This window comes from Streptomyces sp. NRRL WC-3618 (genome assembly GCF_001280005.1).
In the GTDB taxonomy this organism is placed as follows: domain Bacteria; phylum Actinomycetota; class Actinomycetes; order Streptomycetales; family Streptomycetaceae; genus Streptomyces.
In genome coordinates, this window is the sequence record NZ_LGDW01000096.1 from 69510 (window position 1) to 87646 (window position 18137).

Consider the following 18137-nt stretch of genomic DNA (forward strand, 5'->3'; position numbering starts at 1 on the left):
CCGCGGCGGGCGCTCCTGGCTCAGCCGAAGAGGTTGAAGGAGTTGAGGCCGGTGGCGCCCTTCGTCGCTGTCGCGAAGGTGCCGTTGCCGTTGCCCTTGTAGAGCCACAGGGTGCCGGAACCGGTCCGTGTGACGAGGTCGGCGCGGCCGTCACCGTTGACGTCACCGACCGCCGCCAGAGCGGTGGCCGACCTGAACACCGTGGTGCTCACCAGTTTGCGGCTGCCGACGGTGTACGTACCCGCCGTGCTGCTCGGGTGGATGTACAGAGCGCCGGCCGAGGTACGGCCCACGAGGTCGGGCCGCCCGTCGCCGGTGAAGTCGCCGTGGGCGACGACCTGGGCGTAGGTGTTCCAGCCCGTGCCGAGCCTGGTCGGGCTGCCGAAGCCGCCCTTTCCGTTGCCGGGATAGCGCCACAGGGTGCCGCCCGAGTCCACCGTCAGCAGGTCGGGCAGGGCGTCAGCGTTGACGTCACCGGGCGCCAGGATCTGCCGGACGGCCTGCCAGCCGCCGGCGATACGGGTGTTGACCCACTGGCCCGAGACCTTGTGCCGCCAGGACACCGTCCCTGACGTGGCCCGCACCACGTAGTCGAGGACACCGTCGCGGTTGAGGTCGCTCTGCAGCACCTTGTTGTAGCCGGCCCAGCCGGTCCCGGCCGAACTGTGGGTCGTCAGCGTCGAGCCGTTGTACGAGGACGCGGCACCGCCGCTCGACTTCCTGGCGAACAGGTCGGCCCGGCCGTCACCGGAGGCGTCCGTGTCGAAGCTCTGCGCCTGTGTCACAGCGGCGTAGGCGCTGGTCTGGGTGAACACCGGATAAGTGCCCTTCACCCCGCACCACTTGTCGCTGTTGGTCACGCCCCAGGCGAAGACGCCCACGACGCGGCCGTTCACGACCAGCGGGGCGCCCGCGTCGCTCACGCAGGGTGTCGTGGTGCTGGTGTCGTCGTCGGTGGCGGGCTCGCCCGCGCAGGTCATCGCCGACTCCACGAACGCGTCCTGGCCGCCGAGCGCGGTCTTCAGCGCGCTGTCACAGGTGGCGTCCGCCTGCATGGGCAGGGTCGCCGTCTTCAGTACGTCCGACTCGCCCGTCCCGAGACGGGCGGTACCTGTCACGCCCCAGCCCTGGACCGTGGCGTTGGTCCCGGCCGCGTACAGCGCGCTGTCGCTCGCGGCGGCGGTCTTGATGGTGGCGAACGGCAGCGTGCCGTTGAGGGTGAGCACGGCGATGTCGTGCGTGACGCCCGAGGGTCTGTAGGAAGGCTGGACCCACTGACGTTTGATCCCGATCTCGGTACTGCCGTCGAGATCGCCCCGGTACGTCGTGCCGCCCAGGATCACGGCCCTGTCCCGGTTGGTCCAGTTGCGGCCGTAAACGCACTGGGCAGCCGTCAGTACCTTGTTGGGCGCGATCAGCGCGCCGTTGCAGAACCACAGCTGGTCCGAACCGTCCAGATAGAAGAGCTGGACCAGGTACGGAGCCTTGCTGATGGTGGTCTCCGAGCCGCCCACGATCCTGGGCGTCCTGGTGGCGCTCGGGGACTTTCCTGTGCCGTTCGCGGCGGTGAACCGACGAATGCTGTTGTTCACCGCCGTGTCACCGGCGGCCGACGCGGCGTGCGTGGTCAGACCGGTGCCGACCAGTCCGAGCACCACTGCGGTCACGGTGAGGAACCTACGTATCCGGTGTGTCCATGGATCCCTGCCGTGCTGAGCGTGAACCACTCGACCCTCCAGGCGAAGAAGAAGCAGAAGTGCGTGCCGGAACATGACTTTCCGTCGGATCACCGATGATTTCCGATCATCGGCAGCACATGGTAACCACACGATTTCGCCCCTTCGTCCCCAACCGGTGGAATGCCGGGCCCTGTTGGAGCAGAGGGATGCGTGGAGACCGCCACCCTTTAGCGTCTTTTGCGGTGTTGTGCAATGAATGCGACGATAGAGCTGATGAGTGAGTCACCAGGAGAAATAAGCGGCTTCAGGGCAAGGTGACGCGTCCGAGAAGGAGTTCGCCGAGGCGTTCGGCGTCGGGCGACTCGAGAACCGTTCACCGCGAGGTCCGTCACCGTGCTCCCGCTTCCCATGCCCGGAGCCCGCGGCCGGAGTTCGTGACCGGCTGCCGCGCCGCGTATGTCCGGGCCTCCGCTGCTGGAGGACAGATGACGAACCCCACCACACCCAGGTACGGGCAGAACATTCCGGACACCGTATACGGCTATGTCTCCGCACGGTCGCAGGGCGGGACGCCGATGACCGAGGCGACCACCTTCAACTCGGCGCGGCCGTTCCACGCCGAGGGCGATGCCCGGGAGCGCGCCAAGGAGTACGCGAGGACAGCGGGGCTGAGCGTGACCGCCGAGAGCCGGCTGGGCTTCACCGTCGCCGGTACCCCGGCCTCGTACGAACAGCTCACCGGCGGCCGGATCGCCAGCTACGAGGTGCAGCAGCTGGGGCCGATGAACCGGGAACGTTCCGTCACGCACCTCGACATCGTCGGCGCCCGGCAACCCGACGCCCTCGGCGTCGGCGCCGCACCCGGCATGGACGCCATCGAGGCGGTGGCTCTGGAGCGTCCGCGCACGCCGATGCGTGTCCTGGCGGCCTCCGCCAAGCCGCCGGAGGTCGCCGCGTTCCATCTCAGCCTTCCGGACGACGTGGCCAGGCTGCTCAACGCGTCGCGTGCGCACGAGGCGGGGCACGTGGGTCATGGTGTGCAGGTCGCCATGGTGGACACGGGACAGGCCGAGCACGCCTACTTCACCGCCCACGGCTACGACATCGCCCCGACCGTCGCGCTGGTCCCCGGCACCAGCCCGGCGGAGGACCCGATCGGCCACGGCACCGGCGAGTCGGCGAACATCTTCGCCGTGGCTCCGGGCGCGCTGCTTCGCCCGTACCGTGCGAGCGACCGGGCAGGGGACCTCACGGCCGCCACGGCGGGTTTCGTGCGCGCCAAGACGGACCGCCCGCAGATCCTCACCAACTCATGGGGCGGAGACGGAAGGTTCCCGCCGCTCGGGCGGCCGAGTCAGGCTGACGTGATCTTCGCCCTGGAGATCCTGGACGCGGTGGAGCAGGGCATCGTCGTCGTCTTCTCCGGAGGCAACGGCCAGTTCGCCATCGAACCGCAGGTGCCCGGCGTGATCGCCGCGGGCGGAGTGTTCGCCGCGCAGGACAACCGGCTGCGAGCGTCGAACTACGCGAGCGGATACGACAGCCCGTGGGTCCCCGGCGTCCGGGTGCCGACGGTGTGCGGTCTGGTCGGCCTGCTGCCCAGGGCCCAGTATCTGATGCTGCCGGTGCCTCCCGGCTGTGCGATCGACGTCGACGAGAGTCAGCCGGACCCTCACGACCCGGGCGGCGACCCCGGCGACTCCACTCAGGCGATGGACGGCTGGGCGAGGTTCTCGGGTACGTCGGCGGCGGCACCGCAGATCGCGGGCGCGGTGGCCGTGCTCCTCGGAGCCCGGCCGGGGCTTACTCCCGCCCAGGTGACCGAGGCGCTCGCCAAGACCGCCACCGACATCACGGACGGCACCTGTCACCCGCGGTTCGGCAAGAAGGCCAAGGTCGGTCCCGACACGGCCACCGGGTTCGGGCTGGTCAACGTGAGCGCCGCGCTGGACTTCGTCCTCACGCACCACCCGGAGTGACCCGGCCCGGACGCGCTCCTCCGCCTCAGGTCCGTCAGAAGGGCATGCGGCCACGGGTGCGACGGCCGGACGCGCCACTGCGGCCCACGGCGCGGGAGCTCGAACGGAACGGCTTGCTGAAGAGCTTGCCCAGGACGCCGGGCGCCTTGCCGCCGGCCCGTGAGCCGGCGCCGAGCGAACGCTGGGCGCCGCGCTGGGGGTGGCGGGACAGACGCGGGGCGAGGAAGGCCAGCACGGCCAGGACCACACACAATCCGACAACTGCGGCGATGATCACGAGTCGGCTCCCTTGACTGGTGACTGGTGACTGGTCGGGAGAACACGAATGCCCCGTCCCGTTCCCCTTATGTGCCCGGCGCCCGGGAGGCTTCCGCCACCGACGGCGGAACACACTTCGTACCGAAATCGCCGTTTCAGCCGGTGGACAGCTGGTGACTCGCCAAGACAGGTGCATACGGGGCATCTGTCAGGAGGTCTGCCCGATGTCGACAGGGACACTTCTAGCGATCATCATTCCCATCGCGGTGGTGATCGTCTTGGCGGCAGTGGGGTTCTGGCTGCTCATGCGCCGCCAGAAACTGCAGGAGCGCTTCGGCCCGGAGTACGGGCGCACGATGGAGGACGCCGACAGCCGCTTGGCCGGGGAGCGCGAGCTGCGGGAACGCGAGAAGCGGCACGACTCACTGGACATCAAGCCGCTGGACAGCGGGGCCAGGGATCGCTACTCCCGGGACTGGACCGGCGTACAGGACGAGTTCGTGGACCGTCCGGAGGATGCCGTGCACGACGCGGACCGTCTGGTGACCTCCTTGCTGCACGAGCGCGGTTACCCGACGGAGGACTTCGAGCAACAGCTCAAGGACCTGTCGGTCGAGCACGGCCGCACGCTCGAGCACTACCAGGCCGCCCACGACGTGAATGTGCTGAGCACACGTCACGAGGCGACCACCGAACAACTGCGGGGTGCCATGGTGCACTACCGGACCCTGTTCGACGAGCTGCTCTCCGACGGCGGCGGATCCCGCCACGCCCCGGCCTGAACAGCTCAGGGAACGGAGAAGACATGCGACGCGAAGACACACCGGGCAACGCCGCCGCTAGCGGCCTGTCCACCGACGACCTCGCCCATCCTCGTGACACGCACACCACGGAGGAGACGGCGAGCACGTCGGCCGAAGTGCCGACCTTCCCCGGCGAGAGCACGGACACGCCGAGCGAGCCCGTGGGAGACGACGCCGGCAGCCGGCGCCAGGAGACGGACGCGGGCGCCTCCGGCGAGGAGGAGGTCCCACTGCTTCTTACTCCGGAGGACGAGGAGGAATTCCGCGCACGCTGGCAGGAGGTGCAGAACGAGTTCGTGGACGACCCGCGTGACGCCGTACACACGGCCGACACCCTGGTCGCCGACGTGATGCAGAAGCTGGCTGCCACCTTCGCCGACCACAAGGAAGAGCTGGAAGGACAGTGGAACAGGGGCGAACAGGCGGACACCGAGGAGCTGCGGCTGGCGCTGCGCCACTACCGTTCGTTCTTCAACCGGCTGCTGGTCAGCTGACCCGACGCGGCGGTCACCGCCGGGCCCGCCGGCGCGGAGTCAGTTCCGCTGCCGACGGGCCTGCTTCACCTCGCGGTCGACGGCCCAGGCGTCGGCGACCGGCCCGAGGTGACCGAGCTTGTCGGGGTTGATCACCGAGCGGATGGTCCGGATCTGCCCGTCGAGCACGTCCAGAGCCAGGATGTGGAGCACCTTGCCGTCCCGGTCGCGGAAGATCGCTCCCGGCTGGGCGTTGATCTCGTGCGGCTCGAAGGTCACATCGACCCGGGCCAGCCAGGGGATGACAGAGGCGAGCAGCCGGGCCACGTTCTCGGCGCCGACGACGGCCCTGGCCAGCTGCGGGGCCTTGCCGCCGCCGTCCCCGACCATCGACACGTCGGCGGCGAGCAGATCCCGCAGGCCGACGACATCGCCGTCGCGGAGCGCGTCGAAGAACCGCGTCGCCAGTTCCCGCCGCTCCTGACGGTCCGCTTCGAACCGGGGCCGTCCGGCCCGCATGTGCCGCCGTGCCCGTACCAGCAGTTGCCGGCAGGCCGGCTCCGACCGCCCCACCGCCGTGGCGACCTCGTCGAAGCCGAAGCCGAACACCTCCCGCAGCACGAACACCGACCGCTCGAGCGGGCTGAGCCGTTCCAGGAGCAGCAGCGCCGCCATCGACACCGAGTCGGCCAGTTCCGCGGCGCGCGCCGGGTCCTGATAGGGATCGGCGAGCAGCGGCTCGGGCAGCCACGGTCCCGCGTACTGCTCCCGCCGCACCCGTGCGGAGCGCAGTACGTCGATCGCGATCCGCGTCACCGTGGCGGACAGGAAGGCCTTGGCCGACGTCGGTCGGGTGGCCGAGCCGTCGAAGCGCAGCCATGTCTCCTGGACCGCGTCCTCGGCCTCGCCCACGCTGCCCAGGATCCGGTAGGCGATCGAGAACAGCAGCGGCCGCAGCTCCTCGAACTCGTCGACGTTGGTCACAGCGACTCCCCCTCGCGCTCCTCCCGCCCAGCCGTACGCGTCGGCGTGGGCGCCTTTTCAGTGATCAGCCGCCCGGCGGTCGTGACCGTTCAGTGGAACTGCCCGGCCTCGTAGTCGCCGGCCGGCTGGCGGGTGATGATGTTCAGCCGGTTCGCCGTGTTCATGAAGGACACCAGGAACACCAGGGCGGTGAGCTGCTCCTCGTCGTAGTGTTCGACGGCGCGTGCCCAGACCTCGTCGCTGACTCCGCCGGCCGCGTCCGCGACCCGGGTCCCCTGCTCGGCCAGTTCGAGCGCGACGCGTTCGGCCTCGGTGAAGACCGTGGCCTCCCGCCACACCGCCACGAGGTTCATCCGCAGCGGGGCCTCCCCGGCGGCCGCGGCGTCCTTGGTGTGCATGTCCACGCAGGCGGCGCAGCCGTTGATCTGGCTCACGCGCAGCGCCACCAGCTCCTGCGTCGTGGCCGGCAGCGGGGATTCCTTGAGCGCCCGGCCCGCCGCCATGAAGTGCTTGAGGGCCTTGCTGGGGTTCGGGCCGGCGAAGTAGTTCAGTCGCGCGTCCATCGTGTGCTCCTCCGTGGTCGTCAGTGGCTACACCCCTGAGACGAGGTAGCCCGACGCCCTGTGACACGGAGGCGTGTGACGGAGGTCACTGTGCTGCGGGCCGTCGGTGCGGGGCCGCTTCGGCCCCGCACACTCGCGTCAGCTGCCCAGTGCCGTGAGCACGACCGACTTGGCTTCCTCCTGGATCCGGCTCAGATGGTCCGGGCCGAGGAAGGACTCGGCGTAGATCTTGTACACGTCCTCGGTGCCCGAAGGACGCGCCGCGAACCAGGCGTTGGCGGTGGCGACCTTGATGCCGCCGAGGGCGGCGCCGTTGCCGGGGGCCTCGGTGAGCACCGCGGTGACCGGCTCACCGGCGAGGGTGTCGGCGGTGACCTGGCGCGGCGAGAGCTTGGCGAGCAGCGCCTTCTCCTCGCGGGAGGCCGGGGCGTCGACGCGCGCGTAGGCGGGGGCGCCGAAGCGCTCGGTGAGCTGGGCGTAGTGCCGCGACGGGGTCCGGTCGGTGACCGCCGTGATCTCGGAGGCGAGCAGGGCCAGGATGATGCCGTCCTTGTCCGTGGTCCACACCGAGCCGTCGCGGCGCAGGAAGGACGCGCCGGCCGACTCCTCGCCGCCGAAGCCGAGCGTTCCGTCGGACAGGCCGTCCACGAACCACTTGAATCCGACGGGGACTTCGACGAGTTGGCGGCCGACGTCCGCCGCGACCCGGTCGATCATGCTGGACGACACGAGGGTCTTGCCGATCCCGGCGCCGGCGGGCCACTGCTCCCGGTGGGAGAACAGGTACGAGATCGCCACGGCCAGATAGTGGTTGGGGTTCATCAGGCCGCCGTCCGGGGTGACGATGCCGTGCCGGTCGGCGTCGGCGTCGTTTCCGGTGGCGATGTCGAACTGGTCGCGCCGCTTGATGAGCGAGGCCATGGCGTACGGCGAGGAGCAGTCCATGCGGATCTTGCCGTCCCAGTCCAGCGTCATGAAGCGCCAGGTGGGGTCGGTGAGCGGGTTCACCACGGTGAGGTCGAGCCGGTGCTGTTCGGCGATCCGGCCCCAGTAGGCGACGGAGGCGCCACCGAGCGGATCGGCGCCGATGCGCACTCCGGCGGACCGGATCGCGTCCAGGTCGAGCACGCTCGGCAGGTCGGCCACATAGGCGCCGAGGAAGTCGTGGCGGCCGGTGCCGGGCGCGGCCAGGGCACGGGCGTAGGGGATCCGCCGTACGTCCTTCAGGCCGCCGGTGATGATCTCGTTGGCGCGGTCCTGGATCCAGCAGGTCGCGTCGGAGCCGGCGGGGCCGCCGCTCGGCGGGTTGTACTTGAAGCCGCCGTCGGCGGGCGGGTTGTGCGAGGGGGTGACCACCACGCCGTCGGCGAGGCCGGACGTACGGCCGCGGTTGTGGGTGAGGATGGCGTGCGAGACCGCCGGGGTGGGCGTGTAGCCGTCGGTCTGGTCGATGAGGACGGCCACGTCGTTGGCGGCGAACACCTCCAGTGCCGTGATCCGCGCGGGTTCTGACAGGGCGTGGGTGTCGGCGCCGAGGAAGAGGGGGCCGTCGGTGCCCTGGGCGGTGCGGTATTCGCAGATGGCCTGGCTGGTGGCCGCGATATGGTCGTCGTTGAACGCCGCGTTGAGGGACGAGCCCCGGTGGCCCGAGGTGCCGAATGCCACCCGTTGCCCGGGGTCCGCCGGGTCGGGGCGCAGTGCGTAGTACGCCGTGACCAGGCGGGCCACATCGATGAGGTCCTCGGGCCGGGCGACCTGCCCCGCTCGCGCGTCCTGCATTTCCCGCTCCTCCGTAATGGCCGACCGTGGGGTACGGCCCTCATTCTCCCCCGCCCGGCCCGCCGGGACGCGCACCGGGCGGCCGTTGTGGCAGACATCTGCGGATGCGACGATGCGGGTCGGCCGGCGAAGGGACACCGACATGAGGGACGAAAACCAACTGCCGCCCGCCGCCGTGCTGTTCGACGCGCTGGTCGTCGACGTCGATCACCCCACAACCCCGGCATTCGGAAAGGCACCCACATGGACGACGCGGCCGACTTCATAGTCGAGATGTACGCTCTCGATGCCGGGCCGTGGACGACAACTCCCGTCGCCCGTGGCGCGTTGGGCCAGATCTGGAAGTTGTCCGGAGCCGGGTCCTCGTGGGCGGTCAAGGAACTCCTCTTCGGCTGCGACGAGGCACAGATCGGCAGGGAGGCGGCGTTACGGCAGGCCGCGGAGAGTCTGGGAATCGCGTCACCGCGGCTCATCCCCAATCGGCACGGCGCGTACGTCTCACACCTTCCGCCCTCCCTCGGCGGGTCCTCCGTCAAGCTGTACGACTGGATCGACGGCACCCCGGCGGACGCGTCCGACCCGGACATCCTGGACTGGATCGGACGGACCATGGCCCTCCTCCACAAGGCGGGAGAGGGGACGCTCGAGACACCGGACTCCTGGTACGAGCAGTGCCCTCGGCACGCCGACTGGACCGACCTGCACCAGAGGATCCGCCGGGCCGACGTCCCGTGGTCGGACTCCCTTGGCCGGTTCATCGCCACCTCGGCGGCGGAGCTCGCACAGTGGGTGACTCCGGCCGACCCGCACGGTCTGGTGACGTCGCATCTCGATCTGCGGCCCCAGAACGTTCTGGTCGGCCCGTACGGTCCGGTTCTCCTCGACTGGGACAACGCGGGGCCCGTCTCACCGGAACGCGAACTCGCACGTGCCGTGTACGTATGGGCGGGCCACAACCAGGTCGACGCCGACGCGGCCCGGCGACTGGTCCGGTCCTATCGGAGCGCCGGAGGCCGCGCCGCCGTCAAAGGCCCGCAGTCGTTCTCGATGCTGTTCGCGACGGACCTGAACTACCTCTACCTACAGGCCGGGTACGCCATCGATCCGGACGCGACCGCCGCGCAGCGAGAGTTCGCCGGCACCCAGGTCGTCGCCTCGCTGCGCGGTCTGCCAGAGCTGGCGGCTGTCACGAAGTTGGCCGAGGCCGTGGAGTCGTGACGACGTGACAGCTGACGCGACGAGGCGTGATCCGGGCGCAGGCGCACGGATCACGCCCCTCGGCCGCCTCGGCGAGCGATCTCACGCCGATATGCCCCCCGTGCGACATCAGTTCGGCCGTCACCGACTCCGCCGGCCCGCGTACGCGGACTTGGCGGGCCGGTGGGCGCCGTACCCGAAGACGCCGATCAGCCCGGCGGCGTAGGACCGCAGGACACGGCGACGACCACATTGCCCAGCCGCGCTCCACCGTGCCGGGGGCCGGCCCTGAACGCGTGGGCCGAACCGGCGTCCAGGGCACGTGACTTACTCGGGATGGCGTCGCTCTCCTGCCACGGTCACCGTCTCGGTCCCGCGACGGCGTAGGCCAGGGTGCCGGCGACCGCGAGGGCCGTAGCCGTCCAGGTGGCCTCTGTCGTGCCGGGTGGCAGCAGCATCCAGCCCGCCACCCGCATCGGCGTACTCGTCGGGGGCGGGGCGAAGAACGAGAACGACAGCCAGGCGAACGGCAGCGTCCATGCGTACTGACCGCCCGAGAGCGCCGCGCCCAGAGCGGCCAGCCCCATCAGGCCCGCGCTGTCCCGGACGACGAAGCCGGTGGTGGCCATGTCCTCGCCCACGGTCTGCACGGTCAGCAGCACCGCGGCGACGACCGCGCCGGCCAGCAGCACATGGGCCGCTCTGCGGGGCACCCAGCGGACGGCGGCCGTCCGGTCCAGCGCGAGGTCCTGTCCGCTGAGCCCGATCGAGGCCGCCATCACCCCGGCGGCGAGAACAAGCACGGGCAGCTTTGGATCGCTGGGTCCCGCGCCCCCGTCCGGGGCGAGTGCCGCCACCGCCACCGCGCTGATCAGCACCGCGGCGAGCGACGCGGGTATCTGCCGTGAGCGCGCGTACAGCGTCAGCCATCTCATCGGGAGGTACCACCGGACAGCACCTCGAACGGCTCGCCCTTGCAGGAGAGCGCGGCGGCGCGCATCGCGTTGATCCGCGAGAACTGTTCGGCCCTCGGCAGCGCCTTGAGTTTCTTCCACACCGGACGGGTCTCGGCGTCGGCCGTGCGCCGCAGCTTCCCTGACAACGTGCTGGGAAGCGGCTTGAAGTCCCCGAGGACCCAGCTCACCGCGACTGTCTGCGCGAACTCGTCTCCCCCGAGGCCGCTCCAGCCGACAGGAGTGCACCCCGGCACCATGCCTTTGGCGATCAGGGCCCAGGCCAGCTCCTTGCCCTTCGCGGCGGCGATGACGTCGTCGTCGAAGTCGAAGAGCACGGTGTCACGGGACCACTGCGGCGTGGAGCCCTCCGGCAGCAGGGCGGTGTTCTCCCGGACCGAGACCGGCGCCTGACCGCCCAGGGCACCCTGCAGCAGGCGCAGCGCCTCCTTGCCGGGACCCGCGAGGTCGGCGAGTCGCTCCTGCTGGGTCTTCGTCACACACACCGGCCCGTCGCACACCAGTTCGGCGGCGACCTTGTCGACGACGTAGATCCGGCGCGGGTCGGAGGGCAGGACGAGCAGGGCGATCACCGCGCCCGCCAGGACGGGCGTCAAGGCGATCAGCCGGGTGCGGGGGGTCGCGGCGACCAGCAGTGCGAAGCCGGTCGCGGCCATGCCGAGCAGCCAGATCGTCTGCCCGACGTGCACCGAGGCGGAGAGGGTGACGAGCGTGTCGCGCACCTCCTGCACCGCCGGTGACAGCAGCGAGATCCGGTTCGGCTCCGTGACCGGAATCCCCGAAGCCGTGATCGTCTGTGTTCGGCCCAACGACATGTACATGAGAGCCGTGAACACGAAGGCGGTCATGGTCAGAGCGGGCGGGGTGAGCACGGACGGCAGGGCCCGCCCGGCCCCCATGCCCAGCACGGCCCCCGCGACGAGAGACAGTGCCCCCACCAGCGAGATCGGCAGCCACCCGAGGTGCGTGTACTCGGTGTGGGCGAACACCTGGACCCCGCCCGAGAGGACGAGGAGCGCGAAGGCCGAGGCCAGCGTGAGCGCCGTCGCGCCCGCCAGCGTGGCCGCGCGGTGCCGGGCGGGCCTCGGTGTGCTCGTCAGCAGCTCGACCATCTTCGAGCGGTGGTCCCGCAGACCCTGCAGCGCCCCGAGCCCCACGGCGAGCGGCCACAGGTAGAACAACAGGCTGCGGGTCCACAGGGCCAGGGTCGTCCACTGGGCCGTCCACGCCGTGGTACCCCTCCACCACTCGCCGTCCAGCAAGTACAGGAACGCCAGCGCCGGCGCCAGGATCACGACGCCTGCCCACGGGGCGACGGAACGCCTCAGCTCGATGCGTAGGACACGGAAGTTCACCACGAACCCCTTCCCTGGCCGGGGCCCTGCAGCAGCGCCGAGTAGCCGCGCTCCAGCGGGCTGTCGCCCACGTGTTCGGGGCCGCCCGCCGAGGCCAGCTCGTCCGGAGGGCCCTGGAAGACCAACCGGCCCTCGGCGAAGAGCACCACGTCGGTGCAGGCGGCGGCGACGTCCTCCACCAGGTGCGTCGAGACGAGCACGCAGGTGTCCGTGCCCAACTCCTGGAGCAGTTCGCGAAAACGCAGCCTCTGTGCCGGGTCCAGCCCGACCGTCGGCTCGTCGAGGAGCAGGATCGTCGGGTCGTTGACGATGGCCTGGGCGATACCGACCCTGCGCACCATGCCGCCCGACAGGGCCTTCATCCGGTCGTCGGCGCGGTCCGCCAGACCCACCCGCTCCACGGCGCGCTGCACTGCCCCGGGGATCTCCGCCTTCGGGACCTCCTTCAGCCATGCCATGTACTCGATGAACTCGCGCACGGTGAAGCGCTTGTAGTACCCGAACTCCTGCGGCAGGTAACCGATCCGGCGGCGCACCGACCGGTGCTCGCCCATGCCGCCCACGGACTCGCCGAGTATCTCCAGGGTGCCCTCGGTGGGGCGCAGCACGGTGGCCAGCGTCCGGATGAGGGTGGTCTTGCCCGCCCCGTTGGGGCCGAGCAGACCGTGTACGCCGGTGCCCAGCGACAGGTCGAGCCCGTCGACGGCCATGCGATTCCTGCCGACCCTGACCTTCAGCCCGGTGGCCTGGATCTCCCAGGCGTAGGCCGTCGGTGCGATGTCGGCCGCGCTCAAGGCGGACGTCATGTCGTCTTCCCTTCCGATGTCTTCGCGGTGCTCTTCGCGCTGTTCTTCGCGGTGTTCTTCGCGGTGTTCTTCGTGGTTCTTCGCGGTGTTCTTTCCGCTGGTCATCGATGGGCTCCCAGGACGGAGTACGCGCTGCTGCGGGCGATCACGACACCGGTGCCGAGCGCGAGGATCAGTCCCCACACGGGCAGGCCGTCCGTCTGCAGGGCGAAGGTCGTACGGTGAGTGGCCAGCGTCGGTGCCACGACCACGGCGGCCCACACGCCGGCCAGCACGACGGCGGCGCGGGTCACCCCGACGACACCGCCCAGCGCCAGGGTCGTCGCCGTGAAGGCCAGACAGGGCAGCAGCCACTGGGCCACCATCACGCCGGTCGCCCATCCGCCCACCAGCAGCGCGGGCACGACCACGCCGAGTACGGACGCGGTGCGCCGCAGCACCAGCTGGAGCCCGGCCCGGGGCACCGACGCCGTCAGTTCGTACGCCGGATCCAGGCCGCGCGACCAGGACGCCGCGACGCCGAGCACGGGCAGGACCGGCGCGAGCAGCAGCACCAACGACAGCTCGCCGGAATCGATGTCGACCAGGTCGAGCAGCAGGGCCAGCAACGTCACGACCGCGACCATGGCCAGCCACGGCACCATCGTGGGCGTCATCCACCTCGACAGCCGCGCCGACCAGCGCCGACCGGGCGGCATCGTGGGAACCGTCGCCAACTGGGGTTCGAGGGCCGACCAGACGGTGTCGACCAGCGACGCCACGGCGGGCGCCTGGACACCGACGGCGGCGGACAGCCGGTCCCGGCACACCCGGCACACCTCCAGATGGGCCTCCACCGCCCACACCTCGTCGGCGGCGAGCTCCGTGCCGCCGCGCGCGTAACCCTCGATGATCCGCATCGAGGCGTGTTCCCCACTCATGTCAGCGCCCTCCGCATCGCGATCCGGGCCCGGCGGGCACGGGTCTTGACCGTGCCCTCGGGCAGCCCGAGCAGGACCGCGGTCTCCCGGACGGACAGTCCGTCGAGCACCATGGCCTGCAGTACCTGTCGTAGCTCCGGCGCGAGGCAGCGCAGCGCGTCCCCGACGTCACCGCCGACGGTCGCCGCGAGTGCCTCCTCCTCCGCGGCGGGCGCCGCGTCGGGCACGGCGGCGGCCGGCGGCGGCTCGGCGTGGTGTGCCCTGCGCCGGAACGCGTCGACCAGGCGGCGCGCCGCGATCGTCCACAGCCAGCCCGTGGCCGTCCCGCCGACGCCGGCACCGGCGAACGCGCCGGCCGCGCGCCACACCGCCAGGTAGGTCTCCTGCATGACTTCCGCGACGATCTGCTCGTCCACACACCGGCGGCGCAGTCGCACCGCCAGCCACGGCGACGTACGCCGGTACAACTCCTCGAACGCGGCACGGTCGCCTCGTGCCACCAGCCGGACGAGACGCTCCTCGTCCAGCTCGTGCGGCGCTGCCTTGACTGATCTCACACCCACTAGACGCCCGGTCCGGGCCGCAGGTTTTCCCCCGGACGTGATCCCCGTCACGCTGGCGCTTCGCGCCGCGCGGCAGCTCGCAGGGGACGCTGTTCGTCGGCGCCGGGCCTACCGCCCGGGAATGTTCAGGTCGGTGTACAGCACATGGTGGTCCGAGTACGCGCTGGGTCGCACGCGGTGCCGGAGGGGGGCGATGCCCCGCAGGAAGACGTAGTCGAACTTGCTCTGCCAGTCGGTGGTCGGCTCACAGGTGCCGACGGCCGAAGGACGGCACCGGGCATCCGTGTCGGCGGCGAGCGCCCACATCGGGGCGAGTTCGGGAGTGTCCGGCACCGCGTTGAAGTCGCCGAGCACGATCGCGCGGTCGTGCCGGGCGACTTCGGCGGCGAGGACGCCCACCTGGCCCGCCCGGACCGCTTCCTGACGGTGCTGGGCGAGATGCGTGTTGAAGACCCGTACGGTCCGGCCGCCCACCCGGGTGGTGACCGCCAGGTACCCACGGTCCTCGGATCCGCCGTCGGGGTATTCCACGTTGACGCGGTCCGTCATCGGCGCGGCCGAGAGGATCGCCTGACCGAAGCCTCCCGGATTCCACGGCGCTCCCCCGCAACGGTTCCAGTTCCGCAGAACCGTCCCGTACTCGACGTGGTAGACCAGCCCGTGGAGCCTTCGCAGATACCCCCGGATCCTCTCGACGTCCCGTACGCACGCTTCCTGCAAGCCGATGACCTGGGGCGCGAGCGCGCCGATCTCCGCCGCCCGGTCGACGTCGCTCACCTCGCAGGGGTTGCAGATGTTCCACGTCATGACCCGGTTCGGTACGACGTCCCTGGCGGCGCCTGCGGGTAGTGGCCTGCCGAAGAGGGCGTCGCTCGGTGCGCTGGGGCCGACGAGCACCAGACAGGCCACCGTCATGGCGCCAGCGAGCAGCCGCGTGACCCTTCCGAGCACTGTCGCCTCGCCTCCTCGCCATGGATCCGCGGGACGTCCGGCGTCTCCGGGTACGAGGTTATGGGACGGGTGTTCAGCGACCCGCGCGAGGTGGCGCAGCAGAGTCTCTTGCACTCCGGCTGTCTGTCACCGCGCTCCGGCACTCGGACAGCGGATTCCCACCCAAGACGGATCAGGGGTTTGCCATTTCCATGACAAATCTCTGATCCGTCTTGGCACTCCCTGTGTTTTTTTGTACCGAAGCCAACATCGTCATCGCCGCTGGCCGTCCCGGCTCTCCAGGCCGAGTCGGCCGTTTTTCCGAGGGACCAGCATGAGACGCAGCACCTTCCTGGCGGCGGCCACGGCGACCGCTCTGTCCGCCTCCCTGTTCGCGGGCCTCCTCCCGGCCCAGGCGGACGGCGCCGAGGGCGGTCCCGTGCTCTCCGGGGCGGACGGCTGGTACAGCCAGCCGGGGATGCTCTTCGTCAGCGCGCACTCGGACAGTCCCCTCACTCGCGTCACGGCGCACTTCTATCCGCTCGACGCAGCGGCCGGGGATCCGGAAGCCGGGTCGACGGACGACTTCACCCAGTACTCCGGACAGGACGCGCGGTCCGGCGTCTGGCGGGCGCCGGTCCACCTGGCGGATCTCGGCGACTACCGGGTGACCGTCGACCTGCGGGACGCCTCCGGCGCCACGGTGACCGGTGCCCTGTCCCCGTACACGTTGGAGTACCGGACCGTCGTCACGATCCCCGACCTGACCGCGACCCCGGGCGTGGCGGACTACCTGCACCAGAAGGTCTCCGTCAACGGCACCGTTCTCGCCGCGGATCCCCGTCATCCCGAGGCTTCCGCTCCCGCCGTCGGCATGCCCGTCGACATCAGGGCCGGGTTCGGCCGGCTGACGGCGACCACGGCGGCCGACGGCCGCTTCAGCACCGCTTTCGTCCCCACCCAGCCGCACATCACGCTGACCGCGTCCCCGCTGGCCGCCCCCGCCTACCCGGGTGCGATCGACGTGGTGACACCCGAGCAGGACCTGCACACCACGCAGGCGCCGGTCCGCTTCTCGGCCGCCCCTCACGCCCTGAACCTCAAGCAGGGCACAACCGGTACCGTCACCGGCCGCGCGGAGATCCAGACCGCCTCAGGCCGGCAGCCGCTGCCGCACACCCCGATCACACTCTTCGGTCTCGGCCAGAACGGTCACGCCGGCTTCCTCGTCGCCGAAACCACCACCGACAGCAGGGGCTCCTACACACTCCACGTCCCCTCGGACAACCCCGCGCCGACCGCCGAGCTCATGGCCGGCGCCAGCGGCATGCCCTTCCAGGGGTTCGCCACCGCGCCCTTCAGCCTGCACGTCGCCTACACCACCTGGATCGAGATGAGCGCGACCCTCGACGACGACGCGTCCCTCAAGGTCGACGGGTACGTCTACTACGAGGACGCACGCGCGCACTGGCCCACCAGGCCGACGGTCACCCTCCAGTACTCCAAGGACGGCAGGAGCGGCTGGAAGGACGCGGTAACCCTCCCCGTCACGATCCGCCACAACAAGCCCTCCCTGCCGGAAACGTTCGCCCGCACCTTCACCACACCGGACAGCAACGCCTACTGGCGCGCCCGTTTCAACGGCAACCCCGACCTTTCGACCAGCACCACCAAACCGGAACATCTCCGCCGTTATGCCACGCGCGTCACCGGGTTCCACGTGTCCCCCGATCCGGTCCGCAGGTCGCGTCCGATCACGTTCTCCGGCCTCCTGCAGTACAAGGACGGCACCACCTGGAAGCCGCTCGCGCACGACTCCCCGGCCCTCTACTTCCGGCCCCGCGGCTCCACCGCGTACCACTTCGTCGCGGACCTCGGCACGGACGGACACGGTCGCCTCGTCGGCATGCAGACCGCCGGACAGGACGGCACCTGGGCCGTCGCCTTCGACCGCCAGACCGGAGACCGGTATCTGAAGAGCGCCCGGGTCACCGACTACGTCGACGTCAGGTAGCCCCCTGCCTCCAGGCGCGGGGTGCCAGCCTCAGTCCGCCTGCGTACGTGACTTCCCTCCACGGTCGGCACCGGTTTCCGTGGCTCGACGCCTCCGCTCCCCCACTGTTTTCGTCGGGTCGTGGCAGACCGTCGACGGTCCGAACAGGTGGCCGCAACAGGTCTCGGGTCGGTTCAGACCCCGTGGCGCCCGTATCGTTCGTAACGCGCGTACCCTTCTAAGGGTCTACGGCGTCACATATTGGGCGCCAAAACACTGGAGGCAACACCCCGTGCTGATCGCTCAGCGTCCGTCCCTGACCGAAGAAGTCGTCGACGAGTTCCGCTCCCGGTTCGTCATCGAGCCCCTGGAGCCGGGCTTCGGCTACACACTTGGCAACTCACTTCGTCGGACTCTTCTGTCCTCGATCCCGGGTGCGGCGGTCACGTCCATCCGCGTCGATGGCGTTCTGCACGAGTTCACCACCGTGCCGGGCGTCAAGGAAGACGTCACCGACCTCATCCTCAACATCAAGCAGCTCGTCGTCAGCAGCGAGCACGACGAGCCGGTCGTCATGTACCTGCGCAAGCAGGGTCCGGGTCTCGTCACCGCCGCCGACATCGCGCCCCCGGCCGGTGTCGAGGTGCACAACCCCGACCTCGTCCTCGCCACGCTCAACGGCAAGGGCAAGCTGGAGATCGAACTGACCGTCGAGCGCGGTCGCGGTTATGTCTCCGCGGTGCAGAACAAGCAGGTCGGCCAGGAGATCGGCCGGATCCCGGTCGACTCGATCTACTCGCCGGTCCTCAAGGTCACGTACAAGGTCGAGGCCACGCGTGTCGAGCAGCGCACCGACTTCGACAAGCTGATCGTCGACGTCG

The 18137-nt window shown here is 70.3% G+C and carries 18 protein-coding genes; 7 read left to right on the forward strand and 11 right to left on the reverse strand.

Annotated features, from left to right (window positions below; translation table 11 throughout):
* Positions 1-20: 20 nt before the first annotated feature.
* Positions 21-1667 carry a trypsin-like serine protease gene (locus tag ADL01_RS12405; RefSeq protein ID WP_053742004.1) on the reverse strand — a complete coding sequence of 549 codons (1647 nt, stop codon included), beginning with the start codon at positions 1665-1667 and terminating at the stop codon, positions 21-23.
* Positions 1668-2164: 497 nt separating this feature from the next.
* Here ADL01_RS12405 and ADL01_RS12410 point away from each other — a divergent pair, with 497 nt between their 5' ends.
* Complete coding sequence (locus tag ADL01_RS12410) at positions 2165-3658, forward strand: S8 family serine peptidase (RefSeq protein ID WP_053742005.1); 1494 nt, start codon at positions 2165-2167, stop codon at positions 3656-3658.
* 34 nt (positions 3659-3692) lie between these two features.
* On the opposite strand, the gene ADL01_RS12415 is transcribed toward ADL01_RS12410, so the two are convergent.
* A complete protein-coding gene (locus tag ADL01_RS12415) occupies positions 3693-3935 on the reverse strand; it encodes a DUF6411 family protein (protein ID WP_053742006.1) in 243 nt (80 codons plus the stop codon).
* A gap of 205 nt (positions 3936-4140) precedes the next feature.
* On the opposite strand from ADL01_RS12415, the gene ADL01_RS12420 reads away from it, so the two are divergent.
* Positions 4141-4698, forward strand: coding sequence for a hypothetical protein (locus ADL01_RS12420; protein WP_053742007.1), 558 nt, complete (start codon positions 4141-4143; stop codon positions 4696-4698).
* Positions 4699-4721: 23 nt separating this feature from the next.
* Positions 4722-5213, forward strand: coding sequence for a hypothetical protein (locus ADL01_RS12425; RefSeq protein ID WP_053742008.1), 492 nt, complete (start codon positions 4722-4724; stop codon positions 5211-5213).
* Positions 5214-5252: 39 nt separating this feature from the next.
* Here the strand turns inward: ADL01_RS12425 and ADL01_RS12430 are convergent, their stop codons facing one another.
* The 3 genes from ADL01_RS12430 to pgm form a co-directional block, all read right to left on the reverse strand.
* Entirely contained in the window at positions 5253-6176 is a 924-nt protein-coding gene (locus ADL01_RS12430) for an RNA polymerase sigma-70 factor (protein WP_053742009.1), read from the reverse strand.
* An 89-nt stretch (positions 6177-6265) separates the two neighbouring features.
* Positions 6266-6739 carry a carboxymuconolactone decarboxylase family protein gene (locus ADL01_RS12435; RefSeq protein WP_053742010.1) on the reverse strand — a complete coding sequence of 158 codons (474 nt, stop codon included), beginning with the start codon at positions 6737-6739 and terminating at the stop codon, positions 6266-6268.
* Positions 6740-6877: 138 nt separating this feature from the next.
* Positions 6878-8518 (reverse strand): phosphoglucomutase (alpha-D-glucose-1,6-bisphosphate-dependent), encoded by a 1641-nt coding sequence (gene pgm, locus ADL01_RS12440; RefSeq protein ID WP_053742011.1) that lies wholly within the window; start codon positions 8516-8518, stop codon positions 6878-6880.
* Positions 8519-8660: 142 nt separating this feature from the next.
* Between pgm and ADL01_RS47235 the strand changes: the two genes are divergently transcribed.
* Entirely contained in the window at positions 8661-8786 is a 126-nt protein-coding gene (locus tag ADL01_RS47235; RefSeq protein WP_267889917.1) for a hypothetical protein, read from the forward strand.
* Positions 8762-9736, forward strand: coding sequence for a phosphotransferase enzyme family protein (locus tag ADL01_RS12445; protein ID WP_053742012.1), 975 nt, complete (start codon positions 8762-8764; stop codon positions 9734-9736). The genes ADL01_RS47235 and ADL01_RS12445 overlap by 25 nt, the downstream gene beginning before the upstream one ends.
* A gap of 338 nt (positions 9737-10074) precedes the next feature.
* Here ADL01_RS12445 and ADL01_RS12450 read toward each other — a convergent pair whose 3' ends face one another.
* The 6 genes from ADL01_RS12450 to ADL01_RS12475 all read right to left on the reverse strand — a co-directional run bounded on the left by ADL01_RS12450 (position 10075) and on the right by ADL01_RS12475 (position 15248).
* On the reverse strand, positions 10075-10650 hold the full coding sequence (locus ADL01_RS12450; RefSeq protein WP_053742013.1) for a hypothetical protein: 576 nt from the start codon (positions 10648-10650) through the stop codon (positions 10075-10077).
* A complete protein-coding gene (locus tag ADL01_RS12455; RefSeq protein WP_053742023.1) occupies positions 10647-12044 on the reverse strand; it encodes a hypothetical protein in 1398 nt (465 codons plus the stop codon). The genes ADL01_RS12450 and ADL01_RS12455 overlap by 4 nt, the downstream gene beginning before the upstream one ends.
* The gene (locus ADL01_RS12460) at positions 12041-12850 is read right to left on the reverse strand and encodes an ABC transporter ATP-binding protein (protein ID WP_053742024.1); all 810 of its coding nucleotides are present in this window, start codon (positions 12848-12850) and stop codon (positions 12041-12043) included. Before ADL01_RS12460 ends, ADL01_RS12455 begins: the two co-directional genes overlap by 4 nt.
* Before the next feature lie 101 nt (positions 12851-12951).
* Positions 12952-13770 (reverse strand): zf-HC2 domain-containing protein, encoded by an 819-nt coding sequence (locus ADL01_RS12465; protein ID WP_053742014.1) that lies wholly within the window; start codon positions 13768-13770, stop codon positions 12952-12954.
* Positions 13767-14327, reverse strand: a complete 561-nt coding sequence (locus ADL01_RS12470; RefSeq protein WP_053742015.1) for an RNA polymerase sigma factor — start codon at positions 14325-14327, stop codon at positions 13767-13769. The genes ADL01_RS12465 and ADL01_RS12470 overlap by 4 nt, the downstream gene beginning before the upstream one ends.
* Positions 14328-14441: 114 nt before the next feature.
* Positions 14442-15248, reverse strand: a complete 807-nt coding sequence (locus ADL01_RS12475) for an endonuclease/exonuclease/phosphatase family protein (RefSeq protein ID WP_053742025.1) — start codon at positions 15246-15248, stop codon at positions 14442-14444.
* 349 nt (positions 15249-15597) lie between these two features.
* Here ADL01_RS12475 and ADL01_RS12480 point away from each other — a divergent pair, with 349 nt between their 5' ends.
* Positions 15598-17277, forward strand: a complete 1680-nt coding sequence (locus tag ADL01_RS12480; RefSeq protein ID WP_053742016.1) for a hypothetical protein — start codon at positions 15598-15600, stop codon at positions 17275-17277.
* Between the two features lie 271 nt (positions 17278-17548).
* Positions 17549-18137 (forward strand): DNA-directed RNA polymerase subunit alpha (gene rpoA / locus ADL01_RS12485; protein ID WP_063783511.1); only part of this gene is annotated, 589 nt, incomplete at its 3' end.